This is a genomic window from Bradyrhizobium sp. C-145 (genome assembly GCF_023375135.1).
GTDB lineage: Bacteria > Pseudomonadota > Alphaproteobacteria > Rhizobiales > Xanthobacteraceae > Bradyrhizobium > Bradyrhizobium zhanjiangense.
The window spans coordinates 4953368-4968183 of sequence record NZ_CP088150.1 but is presented as its reverse complement, the minus strand read 5'-3'; the positions used below and the strand labels follow the sequence as shown (position 1 = coordinate 4968183).

General features: G+C 62.6%; 14 protein-coding genes. 7 read left to right on the top strand and 7 right to left on the bottom strand.

Translation table 11 applies throughout. The annotated features are described in order from the left end of the window. Positions 1–5: 5 nt before the first annotated feature. Positions 6–473, bottom strand: coding sequence for a RidA family protein (locus tag LRP30_RS23215; protein WP_018321130.1), 468 nt, complete (start codon positions 471–473; stop codon positions 6–8). A 228-nt stretch (positions 474–701) separates the two neighbouring features. Here LRP30_RS23215 and LRP30_RS23210 point away from each other — a divergent pair, with 228 nt between their 5' ends. Together LRP30_RS23210 and LRP30_RS23205 are read left to right on the top strand one after the other, a co-directional pair. Next, positions 702–1547: a cell envelope integrity EipB family protein gene (locus tag LRP30_RS23210; protein WP_128933297.1), complete on the top strand. Its 846-nt coding sequence runs from the start codon at positions 702–704 to the stop codon at positions 1545–1547. Between the two features lie 169 nt (positions 1548–1716). After that, complete coding sequence (locus LRP30_RS23205; RefSeq protein ID WP_128955674.1) at positions 1717–2118, top strand: RidA family protein; 402 nt, start codon at positions 1717–1719, stop codon at positions 2116–2118. A gap of 88 nt (positions 2119–2206) precedes the next feature. Here the strand turns inward: LRP30_RS23205 and LRP30_RS23200 are convergent, their stop codons facing one another. Next, positions 2207–2614 carry an ACT domain-containing protein gene (locus tag LRP30_RS23200; protein ID WP_128955675.1) on the bottom strand — a complete coding sequence of 136 codons (408 nt, stop codon included), beginning with the start codon at positions 2612–2614 and terminating at the stop codon, positions 2207–2209. A gap of 199 nt (positions 2615–2813) precedes the next feature. On the opposite strand from LRP30_RS23200, the gene LRP30_RS23195 reads away from it, so the two are divergent. After that, a complete protein-coding gene (locus tag LRP30_RS23195; protein WP_008548553.1) occupies positions 2814–2969 on the top strand; it encodes a hypothetical protein in 156 nt (51 codons plus the stop codon). A gap of 16 nt (positions 2970–2985) precedes the next feature. Here the strand turns inward: LRP30_RS23195 and LRP30_RS23190 are convergent, their stop codons facing one another. After that, positions 2986–4275 carry a DNA polymerase IV gene (locus LRP30_RS23190; RefSeq protein WP_128955677.1) on the bottom strand — a complete coding sequence of 430 codons (1290 nt, stop codon included), beginning with the start codon at positions 4273–4275 and terminating at the stop codon, positions 2986–2988. Continuing rightward, positions 4272–4583, bottom strand: a complete 312-nt coding sequence (locus LRP30_RS23185; protein ID WP_091895933.1) for a DUF3572 domain-containing protein — start codon at positions 4581–4583, stop codon at positions 4272–4274. Before LRP30_RS23185 ends, LRP30_RS23190 begins: the two co-directional genes overlap by 4 nt. Positions 4584–4823: 240 nt before the next feature. On the opposite strand from LRP30_RS23185, the gene LRP30_RS23180 reads away from it, so the two are divergent. Both LRP30_RS23180 and LRP30_RS23175 read left to right on the top strand, forming a co-directional pair. After that, a complete protein-coding gene (locus LRP30_RS23180; RefSeq protein WP_008566616.1) occupies positions 4824–5189 on the top strand; it encodes a response regulator in 366 nt (121 codons plus the stop codon). A gap of 14 nt (positions 5190–5203) precedes the next feature. Next, entirely contained in the window at positions 5204–6577 is a 1374-nt protein-coding gene (locus tag LRP30_RS23175) for a PleD family two-component system response regulator (protein ID WP_249756422.1), read from the top strand. Between the two features lie 296 nt (positions 6578–6873). On the opposite strand, the gene LRP30_RS23170 is transcribed toward LRP30_RS23175, so the two are convergent. Beyond that, positions 6874–7476, bottom strand: coding sequence for a TetR/AcrR family transcriptional regulator (locus LRP30_RS23170; protein WP_164940019.1), 603 nt, complete (start codon positions 7474–7476; stop codon positions 6874–6876). 131 nt (positions 7477–7607) lie between these two features. On the opposite strand from LRP30_RS23170, the gene LRP30_RS23165 reads away from it, so the two are divergent. Continuing rightward, positions 7608–8840 (top strand): MFS transporter, encoded by a 1233-nt coding sequence (locus LRP30_RS23165; protein WP_091895942.1) that lies wholly within the window; start codon positions 7608–7610, stop codon positions 8838–8840. Between the two features lie 186 nt (positions 8841–9026). Then, positions 9027–10763 (top strand): adenylate/guanylate cyclase domain-containing protein, encoded by a 1737-nt coding sequence (locus LRP30_RS23160; protein WP_283811286.1) that lies wholly within the window; start codon positions 9027–9029, stop codon positions 10761–10763. Positions 10764–11202: 439 nt separating this feature from the next. Here LRP30_RS23160 and mdoH read toward each other — a convergent pair whose 3' ends face one another. Both mdoH and LRP30_RS23150 read right to left on the bottom strand, forming a co-directional pair. Continuing rightward, positions 11203–13368, bottom strand: a complete 2166-nt coding sequence (gene mdoH, locus LRP30_RS23155) for a glucans biosynthesis glucosyltransferase MdoH (RefSeq protein ID WP_249756421.1) — start codon at positions 13366–13368, stop codon at positions 11203–11205. Further along, complete coding sequence (locus tag LRP30_RS23150) at positions 13356–14816, bottom strand: glucan biosynthesis protein G (protein WP_249761815.1); 1461 nt, start codon at positions 14814–14816, stop codon at positions 13356–13358. Before LRP30_RS23150 ends, mdoH begins: the two co-directional genes overlap by 13 nt.

The following is a 14816-nucleotide window of genomic DNA, read 5'->3' as shown; positions in this document are numbered from 1 at the left end:
TCGTGTCAGGCGACCTCGAACACGCCATCGACCTCGACCGCCGCGTCGGCAGGCAGCGAGGCGACCCCGACGGTGGTCCGGGCATGGCGGCCCTTGTCACCGAAGGCCGCGACCATCAGGTCGGAGGCACCGTTCAGCACCTTGGGCCCGTCCAGGAAGTCGGGCGCCGAGTTGATGAAGCCGCCGAGGCGGACCACGCGCACGACCTTGTCGAGGTCGCCGAGCGCGGCCTTGACCTGGGCCAGCAGGTTCACCGCGCAGCCGCGGGCGGCCGCAGCGCCGTCTTCGATCGAGACGCCGGCACCCAGCTTGCCCTTGGCGATCAGCTTGCCGGCAGGATCGAAGCAGACCTGGCCGGAGACGAACAGCAAATTGCCGGTGCGCACGAACGGGACATAGTTGGCGACGGGAGTGGGGGCTTCATGCAGCTTGATGCCTTGTTCCGCCAGTTTCTGCTCGACTGTGCCAGCCATGTTCGACCTCGTTGTCCAAGAATTCATCTGCCCCGACGCCTCTGGAGGCCGGCGGTCCTGTTTCGCTCATCGTGCCGCCACATGCAAGCAACCGAAGGGGACTGCATTTTGTTGAGGCAGGGGAGGAGGTTCAACACGCGAGCCGCAACTTTACGTGAAACGGCCTCAGTTGCGACGCAATGGATCGGTCATTAAAATGTCGAATCTGCGCTTCCCCAGGGAATAGACATGGTGCACCTTTTCCGGACTTCGCTCGGTGTGATGGCGCTCGCGGCGGCCACTGTCGGCCTTGGGGGCTGGGCGCAGGCCGCCAACGGTCCGTTCCTCGCGCATCAGGCGCTGTATGACCTCAGCCTCGTGAAATCGCGCTCCAACTCGGTCAACAGTGCCCGCGGCCGCATCCTCTACAATTTCACGGGGAATGCCTGCGAGGGCTATACCTCGGAATTCCGCCAGGTCTCCGAGCTCGACAGCGGCGAGGGTAAGGTCACGCTGAGTGACCTCCGCTCCAATTCCTGGGAGGACGCTGCCGGCAAGAGCTACCGCTTCAACATCGAGACGCGGATGAACGAGGCCGATGCAGGCCGCGTCGACGGCTCGGCCGAGCGCGACGGCGACCACATCAACGTCAAGCTGAAGCTGCCGGCGCCGAAGACGTTTACCCTCGACGGCAAGATCGTATTCCCGACCGAGCAGATCCAGCGCATCATCGCTGCGGCCAACGAAGGCAAGTCGCTGCTCGAGCTCTCCGTCTATGACGGCTCCGACGACGGCCAGAAGGTCTACAACACGCTGACCGTGATCGGCCAGCCGATCCCGGCCGACCGTGCCACGGCGTCCGACCCGTCGATCTCCGACGAGCATATGAAATCGCTCAAGCGCTGGCCCGTCACCGTCAGTTACTTCGACCGCGAGGCCCAGCAGAAGGAAGGCGAGCAGACGCCGGTCTACGCGATGGCGTTCGAGCTCTACGAGAACGGCGTCTCCCGCCAGCTCGTGCTCGATTACAACGATTTCGTGATCTCCGGCGCGATGGGCAAGTTCGACGTGAAGGACAGCAAGCCCTGTAATTGAGGGGCTGTCGCTCTTTCCTCCGTCATTGCGAGCGCAGCGAAGCAATCCAGACTATTTCCATGGTGGCAGTCTGGATTGCTTCGTCGCTTTGCTCCTCGCAATGACAGCTAGCTCTCCGCGCGCTCTCCCGCTACGCTCGGTCCCAATCACAAACATCCGGGAGCCAACCATGCCCAAGCTCGACCATCTCCACCCCAGCGGCCTGCATCACAATCCCGCCTATTCCCACGTCGTCACCGCTTCCGGTGCCCGCACCATCTACATCTCCGGCCAGGTCTCGGTGGACGAGGAGGGGCGGATCGTCGGCGAGGGCGATATTGCTGCACAGACGACGCAGGTGATGCAGAATCTCGGCCACGCGCTGAAAGCGGCGGGGGCGAGCTACGCCAATATCGTCAAGATCACGACCTTCGTCGTGAACTACAAGCCGGAGCTGCGCCCCATCATCGGCAAAGCCCGGTCCGTCTTCTTCGAAGGCATGGAGCCACCGGCCTCTACGCTCGTCGGCGTCTCCGCGCTGGCCGCGCCGGAGTGGCTGATCGAGATCGAGGCGGTAGCGATCGCGGATTGAGGTCTCTCTGTAGCCCGGATGGAGCGAAGCGTAATCCGGGTCTGCTGCTAGGATGCGCTGTCCCGGATTGCGCTCCGCTCCATCCGGGCTACGAGTGTCTCGCGCCAGACATCTTCTGTAGAACAGCCATCGCTTCATCGGCCTTGTCGACAGGCACGAAGAGGTGATCGTGATGGAAGGCCGAAACGGCATTCACGCTGATGCCAGCTGCGGCGAGATGGGCTGTGATCGCAGCCAGGAATCCGACCGCGTCCAGCGACGAATGAATCGTCAGGGTGATCAGGCGCGAGGCGAACTCGTAGCGCAGGCCTGCCGCTTCGGCCTCTTCGCGAGCGATCACCAGTGTCGTTCCTTCGCGTTCGCGGAACGTCAGCATCGGACTGATGGTGGCTGGAATACTCGCGCTGGGCGCAAGCGTGCAAAATACGAAGATGCCGTCCAGGATCTCCGGCTTCATGTTGCTCAGCAGCGCGTCGAGATGGCGTTCGCCTGTCACGATGCCAGCCCCTGAACCGGTCGGATCGTTTGAGCCCTTGCGAAGCAATCGGCGACAGAGGCTGTTGGAGCCATTGTCAACATACCTTTGTATATCTCCTCTATTCCTTCTCATGCGCTGACCTTACGCTGGTAGAATTGAGCGACGGCGGGAGATTCTTACAATTTGAGCCCACTCGGGTCACTGCGAGGAGGCTCAAATGAACGTCGTCATTCGAAAGCTCAACGGCTTGTGGCACCTCATCGTCGGGTCTTGTCAGATCCGAACGCCGTTCCTGGAAACTCAGGATCGGCAGTTGGTCGTTCAGTATGCCCGGCGCGCCTATCCGGGTGCACGGATCTTCGAACGCGACTGAGTTGAGCAGGACTCGATCACTCCTGCGCCTTCTCCGGCCCCTCATACGCAATGCCGCGGATCACCGCGGCACTGCCGAACTTCTTGCGCAGACTGTCCACCGCGCGCTCGGCGTGCGCGGCGCGGCGGTCGAGCATGTCGGTGTCGTCGGAGGCCGAGCCGTCACGCAGCGCGCTGACGCCGGCGCCCATCAGGCGGAAGGCGGTGCCGTCGATCTCTTTTGCCAGCATCTCGCGGCAGATCGAGAAGATCTTTGCGGCGAGCTGCGTCGGGGCGGCGATCGACTGTGAGCGCGTGCGCTGGCGGAAATCGGCGGTCTTCAGCTTCAGCGTGACGGTCGAGCCGGCGAGCTCGCTACTCTTGAGACGCGACGACGTCTTCTCGCACAGCCGCCACAAGGTCTTCTCCAGCGTCGCGAAATCGCGGATGTCGCTCTCGAACGTGGTCTCGCTGGAAATCGTCTTGGCGCCGCGATCAGGCTCGACGCGGCGGTCGTCGATGCCGCGCGCAAGCCGCCACAGCCGGCGGCCGTCACTCGGAAACTGCCGCATCATCTCGATCTCGTCGGCCTTCTGCAGATCGGCGATGATGCGGAAGCCGCGCTGCACAAGGCGTTCCTGCGTGGCCGGTCCGACGCCAAAGATGAAGCCGACCGGCCTCGAAGCCAGCATCAAGCGCGCTTCGTCCTGGTCGAGCGCGGCAAAGCCGCGCGGCTTGTCGAGGTCGGAGGCGATCTTGGCCAAGAACTTGTTGCAGGACAGGCCGACCGAGACGGTGATGCCGATGTCGCGCTCGACCTCGCGCGCAAAGCGCGCCAGCACCTTTGCCGGGATCATGCCGTGGACGCGCTCGGTGCCGGACAGATCGAGGAAGGCCTCGTCGATCGAGAGCGGCTCGACCAGCGGCGTCAGCGCCTGCATGGCCTGGCGCACCTCGCGGCCGACCCGGACATATTTCGCCATGTCGGGGCGGATTACCGTCGCATGCGGACAGGCCTCCAGAGCCTTGAACATCGGCATGGCCGAGCGCACGCCATAGGTCCGGGCGATGTAGCAGGCAGCCGACACCACGCCGCGCTTGCCCCCGCCGATGATGACGGGCTTATCGGCGATAGCAGGATCGTCGCGCTTCTCGACGGTCGCATAGAAGGCGTCGCAGTCGATATGGGCGATGGTCAGGCCCGCGAGCGCGCGGTGGCGGACCAGGCGAGGGGATCCGCAGGAGGAACAGCGCCGCACGCCCATGTCCAGATCGGCCAGACAATCCCGGCAGAAGCAGCGGGGCCCGGCCGGATCGGGGGAGGTCACGGCACGTCGCGCTCCCAGGAGGGGTCGCCGAGCGCGTCGCCCAGCACCTGCCGCGCTGCGGCAACATTGGTCGGATGCAGTTCCGCGGTCTTCGCAAAGGCCTTCACGGTCTCGTCATCGCGCAGCACGAAATCGAGCACGCTGAGCAGGAAATTGGGGTCGGAAGCGGCATTGCGCAGGGTCTCCGGACCGACCCCTGTCTCAGCCAGGAACAGGCCCAGCCGCTCGGGCTCGCCGGCGACGAAGGACAGGGCCTGAATCGCAACGATTTCAGCGACTTCGCGGGGGTTGTGAACAGGCTTTTTCACGGGGCCGGTTTGCCTTTCCGTTAACTTTCGGTCTCTAATTTGGAATCATCATGCCCGAGTCTTCGCCTCGAGTCTTGCGAGCCCGACAAGCAACTGGAAACCACATCGCAGAAAGTCGGCCCTCGGGTTTAACGAAACTAGAGCGAATCTGGGGCTAGTTTGAATCCAGTTTTCGAAGCGCCGGCGAGCGGCGCCTGAGGCGTCACATGTATGGGTCTGCGGACCAATCAGGAGGGCGGGATGGCTAAGACCGTCCTGATCGTGGAAGACAACGAGCTCAACATGAAGCTCTTCCGCGACCTGTTGGAGGCGCACGGCTACCAGACCTCCGGCACCAGCAACGGCTACGAGGCGCTCGATCTCGTTCGCAAGATGCGGCCCGACCTCGTGCTGATGGATATCCAACTGCCGCAGGTCTCGGGCCTCGAGGTGACGCGCTGGATCAAGGACGATCCGGAGCTGCGCGCCATTCCCGTCGTCGCGGTCACCGCCTTCGCGATGAAGGGCGACGAAGAGCGCATCCGCGAGGGCGGCTGCGAAGCCTATTTGTCCAAGCCGATCTCGGTCGGCAAATTCATTGAGACGGTCCGGCGTTTTATCGGATAGGAAGTGAGTTCAAAGTGTCCGCGCGTATCCTGGTTGTCGATGACGTTCCTGCCAACGTCAAGCTCCTCGAAGCCCGCCTGTCTGCCGAATATTTCGACGTGATGACTGCGGCGAACGGCGCCGAGGCGCTGGCGATCAGCCGGCGCGCCGAATGCGACATCATCCTGCTCGACGTGATGATGCCCGACATGGACGGCTTCGAAGTTTGCCGCCGCCTGAAGACGGATCCTGCCACCCACCACATTCCCGTCGTGATGGTCACCGCGCTCGACAGCCCGTCCGACCGCAACCGCGGACTCGAAGCCGGCGCCGACGATTTTCTGACAAAACCCGTCTCCGACGTCGTGCTGATCGCGCGTGTGCGCTCGCTGACGCGCCTGAAGATGATGACCGACGAATTGCGCATGCGCGCCATCACCTCGCTCGAGATCGGCATGCAGGCGCCCGAGCGCAGCGCGGTGGCCGATACCGGCAAGGGCGGCCGCATCCTGCTGGTCGACGACCGCGAGTCCTCCTATGAGCGGCTGGCGACGATCCTCGCCGCCGAGCACACCATCGACGTCGAGCCGAGCCCGACGGAAGCGCTGTTCCACGCCGCCGAGGGCAATTACGACCTCTTGATCGTTTCGCTCGACCTGAACAATTTCGACGGCCTGCGGCTCTGCAGCCAGGCGCGCTCGCTGGAGCGCACGCGCCACGTGCCGATCCTGGCGATCGCCGACCCCGAGAACTCGACGCGGCTGCTCCGCGGCCTCGAGATCGGCGTCAACGACTATCTGCTGCGCCCCATCGACAAGACCGAGCTGCTGGCGCGGGCCCGCACCCAGATCCGCCGCCGCCGCTACACCGATCACTTGCGCGACAACGTGCAGAACTCGATCGAGATGGCGATCACCGACGCGCTCACCGGCCTGCACAATCGCCGCTACATGGAGAGCCATCTGGCGACGCTCGCCGAGCAGGCCGCGACCCGCGGCAAGCCGCTCGCGCTGATGATTTTGGACATCGATTACTTCAAGTCGATCAACGACAATTACGGCCACGACGCCGGCGACGATGTGCTGCGCGAATTCGCGGTGCGGGTGCGCAAGTCGATCCGCGGCATCGATCTGGCCTGCCGCTACGGCGGCGAGGAGTTCGTCATCGTGATGCCCGAGACCGATCTGCACGTCGCCGGCATGGTCGCCGAGCGCCTGCGCCGCTCGATCGCAGGCGAGCCGTTTGCGATCCACAAAGGGACGAAGCGTATCGAGGTCACGATCTCGATCGGCCTGACCACGCTGGAGCAGAAGGGCGAGGCGGTCGCCGACGTCCTCAAGCGCGCCGACACCGCGCTCTACCGCGCCAAGCACGACGGCCGCAACCGCGTGGTGGTGCAGGCGGCGTGAGCTGCCGGCACAAAAAGTGCGAAAACAACCCCATGCACAGTAGCCGGCGGTAGCAAGATCAACGGCTTACGCGAGGAGCAGCGCGGTTTGCGCTGGCGGCAGCGCCATTTGACACGTCGGGCAAAACAGGGGCATTCTGCTATCATCCCGAACAGATCCTACAAACTCCGCTGTCACTCCCCGGGCACGCGGGGAATCCAGTACGCCGCGGCTTCTTGGTTCTAGTTTCACTGTCTCTGGAATACTGGATCACCCGCCTTCGCGGGTGATGACACCGAGTGATGCGGTGGCAGCGATCACTGCGGCGGACGCTTGTCCTTCACCGGCTTCGCATCATCCCCCACATCCACCCCCGCATTGCGCAGCAGCACCTTCGCCGCTTCCTTTGCCGCCCTGGCCATCGCCGGATCGTCGCGGACGAGATCCTGCGCGATGGAGCCGTCGACGAGCAGCACGAGCTGGGTTGCGAGCGCGTCGGCATCGGCGACGCCGAGCTCGGTCAGCCGATCACGAAACCAGACACGGCGGCTTTCCTTGAAGGCGATTGCGATCTTCTTCACGGCGCGGTCGGAAGGCCCGAGCTCGGCGACCGCATTCACGAACGGGCAGCCGCGAAAATCCTTGGATGCAAAGCGACGCTCCAGCGAATCGAACGTCGCAAGGATCTGCTCGGCCGGCGGCTTGTCGGAAGGGCGCGCGCTGACGAAGCGGCGCTCGAGGTAGGCAGCGATCAGCGCGTCCTTGGAGGGGAAGTGGTTGTAGAGCGTGCGCTTGGAGATGCCGATCTCGGCCGCGATGGTGTCGACGCCGATGGCGCGAATGCCTTGCAGATAGAACAGCTTGTCGGCGGTCTGAAGGATCCGCTCTTTCATCGTCTGTGGGGCGGGCGGGGGAGCCATGCGGTAGCGCGCGTCCTGTTCGCTTGACAACACCGGCCCTTTTATAGCCTAAGTACACAGGTCTGTGTAACCAAAATCAACGGCAAAAGCAGACGGCGGCGTTCGCGCCGCGCCCAAAAGGGAGAAGAAAAATGCCCCTGTTGCAGGTTCTGCGTCCGACATTGCCCATCCTGATCGGCGCCTCGATCATGCTGACGCTGAGCATGGGACTGCGGCAGTCGCTCGGCATCTTCCTGCAACCGCTGACGCATGACATCCACATCTCGGTGTCGGATTTCACACTGGCGCTGGCCGTGCAAAACCTCGCTTGGGGCTTTCTCCAGCCGCTCGCCGGCGCCATGACCGAGCGCTACGGCTTTCGTCCCATCATGATCGTGGGCGCGCTGATGTACATCGTCGGCCTTGCGCTGATGGCGACCGCCAACGGGCTTGTCAGCATCATGATCGGCGCCGGCGTTTTGATCGGCACCTCGCTGGCCTGCACGGCGGCTGCGATCGCGATGTCGGTGGCGGCGCGCGCGGTGCCTGAGACGGTGCGTTCCACCGTGCTCGGCATCGTCTCCGGTGCGGGCTCGCTCGGCGCGCTGCTGTCCGCGCCGATCGGGCAGATGCTCAACGAGGGCTTTGGCTGGCGCATTGGCCTTGCCGGCTTCGTTATCATGTCGGTGCTGATGATCCCCGCCGCCTGGTATGCCGGGCGCGTCGACCAGATTCCGCTGCCCAAGCCGGCCGCCGACGAGATCGACGATGCTACGGCTGCGATCGCGGCGCGGACTGCGTTCGGCAATGCGTCCTTCGTGGTGATGACCTGCGCCTATCTCGTCTGCGGCATGCAGCTGGTGTTCCTCACCACGCATCTGCCGTCGTATCTGGCGATCTGCGGCCTCGACCCGATGCTGAGCGCGCAGACGCTCGGCATGATCGGCGGCTTCAACGTGCTGGGCTCGCTGTTCTTCGGCTGGGCCGGGCAGCGCTGGAACAAGCTGGCGCTGCTGGGCGCGATCTACATCCTGCGCTCGCTGGCGCTTGCCTGGTATTTCATGCTGCCGGCGACGTCGTTCTCGACGCTGCTGTTCGGCGCCATCATGGGCTTCCTCTGGATGGGCGTTGGTCCGCTGGTCGCGGGCGCGGTCGCCGAGATGTTCGGCCTGCGCTGGCAGGCGATGATCCAGGGCCTCGCCTTCATGAGCCACCAGATCGGCAGCTTCCTCGGCGCCTACGGGGGAGGGCTGCTCTACGACGCGCTCGGCTCCTACACCATGGCCTGGCGCATCGGAGTGGCACTGGGCCTCGCGGGCGGCATCGTGCAGGTCGCGTTCGCGCTGATCAGGCCGTCGCAGCCGCCGGTGTTGAAGGCGGCGTAGCGAGGGGCGTTGTCGTCAGCGCCAGCCCACGAGTTCAAGCAAACCTCGCGCCGCTTGGCCGCGAATAGCCGCTCGTGCCCCTGAAGCCGACCTGGCGCGCTGTCCAGACCCCGGCCTTTCGTCCGGCTGGGACGGAAGATGTTCATCCTGCTATATTAATTCCAAACTGGCAGGGTGGCGGTGGCTATGGCGCGCGTTGAGAGACGGTTAGCGGCGGTGCTGGCAGCGGACGTTGCCGGTTATTCGCGGTTAATGGGCGCCGATGAGGTCGGCACGCTCGAAGCCCTTAAGGTCATCCGCCGCGAAATCGTCGATCCAGCCATTGCGGAGCACAAGGGCAGGATCGTCAAGACAACTGGCGATGGCCTCCTGGTCGAATTCGCCAGCGCCGTCGACGCGGTGACATGCGCCATGGCCGTTCAAGAGAAGTTGGCCGGCCGGGAAGGACAGATTGCCTTTCGCATCGGCATCAACATCGGCGACATTATCAGCGACGAAAACGACATCTTCGGTGATGGCGTGAATGTGGCCGCACGCGTTGAGAACGAGTGCGCGCCAGGCGGCGTGTGTCTGTCGGGAAGTGCGTTCGAACAAGTCAGGGGAAAAACGACATTCGAGTTCGATGATCTAGGCGAACGATCGCTGAAGAACATCGATCGGGCGGTTCGACTATATGGGGTCAAACCTGCCAATGCGAAGCCAGCGACGGCGGAGAGCAATCGACTGCTGTCATTACCCGACAAACCTTCAATTGCGGTTCTGCCGTTTCAGAATATGTCCGGCGACCCGGAACAGGAGTACTTCGCCGATGGCATGGTGGAGGACATCATCACCGCGCTGTCGCGCTTCAAATGGCTGTTCGTGATCGCCCGCAATTCGACCTTCACGTACAAGGGGCGGTCCGTTGACATCAGGCAGGTCGGACGCGAACTGGGGGTTCGTTACGTGTTGGAAGGCAGTGTGCGACGGGCAGGCGACCGCGTACGGATCACAGCGCAGCTGATTGACGCGGAGACCAGGGCCCATATCTGGGCAGATCGCTACGACCGCGCGCTCGACGACATCTTTGCCTTGCAGGACGAAATTACCGTGAGCACTGTCGCCGCGATCGAGCCCAGCGTGCGTCAGGCCGAAATTGAACGGGCGAAGCGCAAACGGCCTGAAAATCTCGACGCCTACGATCTCGTGTTACGTGCGACGCCGCTGGTGGATACTGGGATGCCGGAGGGCGCGTCGCAGGCGGTGCCACTCCTCGAACGCGCACTTCTACTCGAGCCGAACTACGCGCTCGCGCACGGCCAAACGGCCTTTTGCAATGAAATACTGTATCTCCGAGCGGGAAGGCGTGAAGACAATCGCACGGCCGCGATAAGGTACGCGCATACTGCAGTGGCGCTTGGTCCCGACGATGCCCCGGCACTCGTCTACGCCGCAATCGCTATCGGTCTCGTCGAACATGACCGTATCTTGGCCCTGGAAACCTTCGAGGCCGCCCTGGCAATTTCCCCGTCGGCGGCGTGGGCCTATTCCTGGGGCGCGTTGATCTTGGGCTGGGGAGGGGAAGCCGAGCGCGCCATCGAATGGGGCGAGCGGGGTATCCGCCTTAGTCCATTCGATCCCTGGATTACCGCAGCACTGCATGGCATTTGCATGGGCCATTTTCTTCGTGGACGCTATGAAGATGCCGCGGCGGCAGCGCAACGGGCCATTCGCAGCAAACCAGGTTTCAGCGTCTCGCACATGTTTTTGGCGGCGTCGCTTGCCAAACTCGGACGAATGGAAGACGCGAACGCAGCCGCCGAGCGCGTGATGCAACTTCAGCCCAATTTCAGCAGCAATGGTCAGTGCTCCGCCATCGGCTGCGTGCCGTTGCTCGCAACACCCCTGATCGAAGCAATGCGCGCTTCAGGTCTGCCCGAATAACCGGGATCCGCCGCCTGATGCGTCAGCACAGTTGACTTTTAACCAAAGTTCCACAGGGCTAGGTTGCCAAGATTAATGATCGCGCTCCCGCCAGATGGTGAGAGGAGGCGTGGCATGATCGAACAGCCGCACTTTGATGCGTATTCAATCCCAGCACGTATCTGCTTTACCGTTGCATTGCTTGGTTGTGCCGTACTAATCGCCGTGTTGGTTACGAGCGTCTACTTCCTGGAATAAGGTGTTGGAGTGAAACGAACCAGGCTCGCGCCATCGGCATGGCGGCTGGGAGAACGCTGACCGCCCGTTCCGGGCCACCGGTCCGCGCGAAGCGCGTGCGGGGGCCCACTGCATGCCCATGGCCTACAACCGAGCTTGATCGGAGATATGGGGGACCCGCTGTCGGGCGGTCAGAACAGCGCGCCGTGCTCGCGCGGGCACTCTACCGACGATCCCGAATACTGGGCCAATTCTTACCTGCGCGAGGCATCTCAAGGACCCTCTGGAGCAGCGTGGGATGGCCAAGAACGGCGCGCAATTCCGGCCTTTCGAGCCATGCGACTGCATCCTCCAAGCTTTCGCATTCCTCGAGCTTGGTGGTTGCCGTCGCCAAAGGCACGTCGACGGCGCCAAATTTGCGCGGCCTGGCAAGCGATAGCGATCCCAAATGCTGGCCTAGCAGTTCTGGATCCTGGCTGAGCTGGTGCAGGGCCCCGGTTATCGCTGTTGGCTCAGATGCGGCGAGTTCGTTTGCACGGAGCACCACAGCGGGCGGGTCGTTGGTTTCCGGCGTGGCAAAAAGTCCGGGCGTCTTCAGTCGCTCAGACGTCATGAGGCCCAACGGGATTGAAAGCAGAAGACCCAGCACGACAGGCGACATCCAAAGCAGCAGCGGCAGAGAGACCGCGTAGGCACTGAGCAACAGGGCCAATCCGCAGAGCGTGGGGCCGACGAGCTTGCGATAGATTTCGCCTCGAGCCAGGTAGCCATCGCTTCGGCGCTGCACCTGCCAGCCCGCGTCCCGGCCAGCTAGAATTTCAAACACGGCCTTGGTCTGGAGGATCATCATGCACGGAGCGATCAAAGCCGCAAGAAATGTCTCGCAAACGACTCCGGCCAATACGCGAGGATTCCCTGCGAATCCGATCCGCTCTCTTCGATTGCCGATCAGCACCAGATAGGCCAGCAGCTTCGGCAGGATCAGAAGTCCCATGGTCGCTGCAAAGACCTGGGCGGCAAGCACCGGGTCCTGTTGCGGCCAGGTCGGAAACAAACTGAAGCCTTTGGGAAAATATTCCGGTCGGATGAAGTGCGCCTGCAGTGCAATCAGCAGGCCGAGCACCAGGAATAGAAACCACAGCGGCGCGGTGACATAGGCGCCGATGCCTGTAAGCAAATGCAGACGCGACACCCAGTGTAGCCCGCGCGCGGGCAACACAGCGAGATGCTGAAGGTTACCCTGGCACCAGCGACGATCTCTTGCCGCAAAGTCCAGCAGTGACGGCGGGGCTTCTTCGAAGCTGCCGCCGAGGGTCGGTGCCAGATAGATTGCCCAGCCCGCGCGGCGCATCAACGCGGCCTCGACAAAATCATGGCTCAAGATGTGACCCCCGAAAGGCTTACGACCGCTCAGCTCCGGCAGGCCGGCCTCCGCAGCGAACGCCCGTACGCGGATGATGGCGTTGTGGCCCCAGTAATTGCTGTCGCCACCGTGCCACCAAGCATTGCCGGCTGCAATGATGGGGCCGTAAACGCGCCCCGAGAATTGCTGCAGCCTACTGAACATTGTGCGCGCGTTGACGATGACCGGCTGCGTCTGGATCAGCGCAGCAGCGGGATGGGACTCCATCGCGTTGACAAGGCGAACTATTGTGTCGCCTTCCATGAGGCTGTCCGCGTCGAGAACGATCATGTGATCATAGGCCGAGCCAAACCTCATGACCCAGTCGGCGATATTGCCGGACTTGCGCGCGATGTTGTTGGAGCGATGCCGGTAGTACAGCCGAGCGGCGCCGCAGGCGCGGCGCAGCCGAATGAAGGTCAGCTCTTCACGAATCCAGATGTCGGGATCGGTCGTATCGCTCAGTAAAAACCAGTCGAACTGGTCCCCATATCCGGTCGCTTGAACCGATTCATACATTGCGCGTAGCCGCGCCATGAGATGATGCGGGTCCTCATTATAGGTGGGTAGCAGCATGGCTGTGCGCGAGGTGATAGGAGGCAGTGAGCCCGTCGCATCGATCGGCAGAAAAGACCGGCTGCGCGTGAGCAGCACGAAAAATCCGGCGAGCGCGGACATGAAGGAGAGCGCGACCCATGCGAGCAGCACGAGGAAAAAGCCGAGCAGCACCGCCTCGAGAAAGGTTACACCGCCAACTTTCACCACGTCATACATGCCGTAGCCGCCGGCAAGCGTCAGCACCCCAGTCCCGACAAAAATAAAGAGGCGGCGAACCATCAAAGTGGTACCCGAATGCTCCGGCGACCGGTTAGCTTCAGTCGCGCGATCCAGCCGGCAAGGCAGCATCGGCAGCGGACTTTCCGGCGGCAGAAATGGGCTGCCAGGGGCGTTCGGCGAAGGCGTCGGCGACGGTCTTAGGGCGTCCATCGATAGGTCCACACTTCGGAGACTGGCGCTTCGTTTTGCGCCAGGAAAGCTCGTAATTCGATTGCGGCTTGCTTCTTGACCGAGCATTGGAAGCTCAGACGCCATCCGCCTGTCATGGGATTAGGTTGCGTGACGATGTTGCTGACTTCGGCTTTTGCAGCGGTCACCACGCCTTTGATGGTCTTGGCATCGATGCCTTTGAGTCGGTCCCCCATCAGTTCCAGCACGAACAATTTGCTATCGTCACCCCGGCTTCCGATCCCCGTTCGCGTGAACCGTGCGAGCGCCTCCGGTTTGGGGGCGTCCGGCCCCCAGTGCAGCCGATAGGTGAAGATGTGTTCGCTTTTGGCTTTCAGCGGCTGCTTCGGTTGCCACAGCGCTGCGATGTTGTCGTGGACCTCCTCCTTGGTAGGTATCTCGAATAATTTCACCGCTCCTTCGCCCCAATCGCCGATCGGCTCGAACCATAGGCTTGGGCGCTTTTCGAAGTTGGATTCGAGGTCCTGATAGGCGAAGAAATTCCTCTCCCGCTGCATGAGGCCGAAGCCGCCCGGATTGACGTCGGCAAAGCTGCTGACCTGCAGATCGTGCGGATTGTTCAGGGGACGCCAGAGTTGCTCACCTCTACCGTTGAAGATCGCAAGTCCATCCGAGTCGTGAACCGCGGGGCGGAAATCGTCAAAATCTTTGCGATCGTTCGGCCCGAAGTAGAACATGCTGGTCATAGGCGCGAGCCCGGCATGCTCGACGTCTACCCGCGGATAGAGAGCCATCTCGACGTCGAAAACCGTGCTTTGGCCAGGCCGGATCGTGAATCGGTAGCTTGCGGCCGCACTCTTACTGTCCAGCAGCGCGTGTACTACGATGGAAGAGGCATTCGGCACCGGCTTCTCCAGCCAGAAGGCCTTGAACGCCGGGAACTCTTCGCCCTTGCTCTCGCCGGTATCGATCGCTAGTCCGCGCGCGGACAGGCCATACGTCAGTCCTTTCGCGACTGCTCGGAAGTAACTGGCGCCCAGGAACACACAAACTTCATCGTAGTAATCCGGCCTGTTGATCGGAGCGTGAATGCGGAATCCGCTAAACCCGATGTCGACATCCGGCCATTGTCCGAGACCCTCTCCGAACGAGAAGTCGTCGCGCCGATACGGAATCGGCATGAAGCTCCCGTTCACCACCTGAAAAATCTCGACCCGGTTCTTGTAGAAAAAGCCGCGGTGAAAAAATTGCACTTCGAACGGTAGCTTCTCATCACGCCACAACGCCTTCTCAGGCGTGAAGCGAATTGATCGGTATTGATCGTAGTTGAGATTCTTCAGTGCATCCGGCAGCTTCTCGTCCGGAGGCTCGAATGATTTCGCGGCAAGGGCGCGGGCAAGCTCGCGCACGTAGGACGGGCTGAATGGCGGGGCGGAGCCCGTCTGAGCCTTCGCTGCACGCAGCAGCAT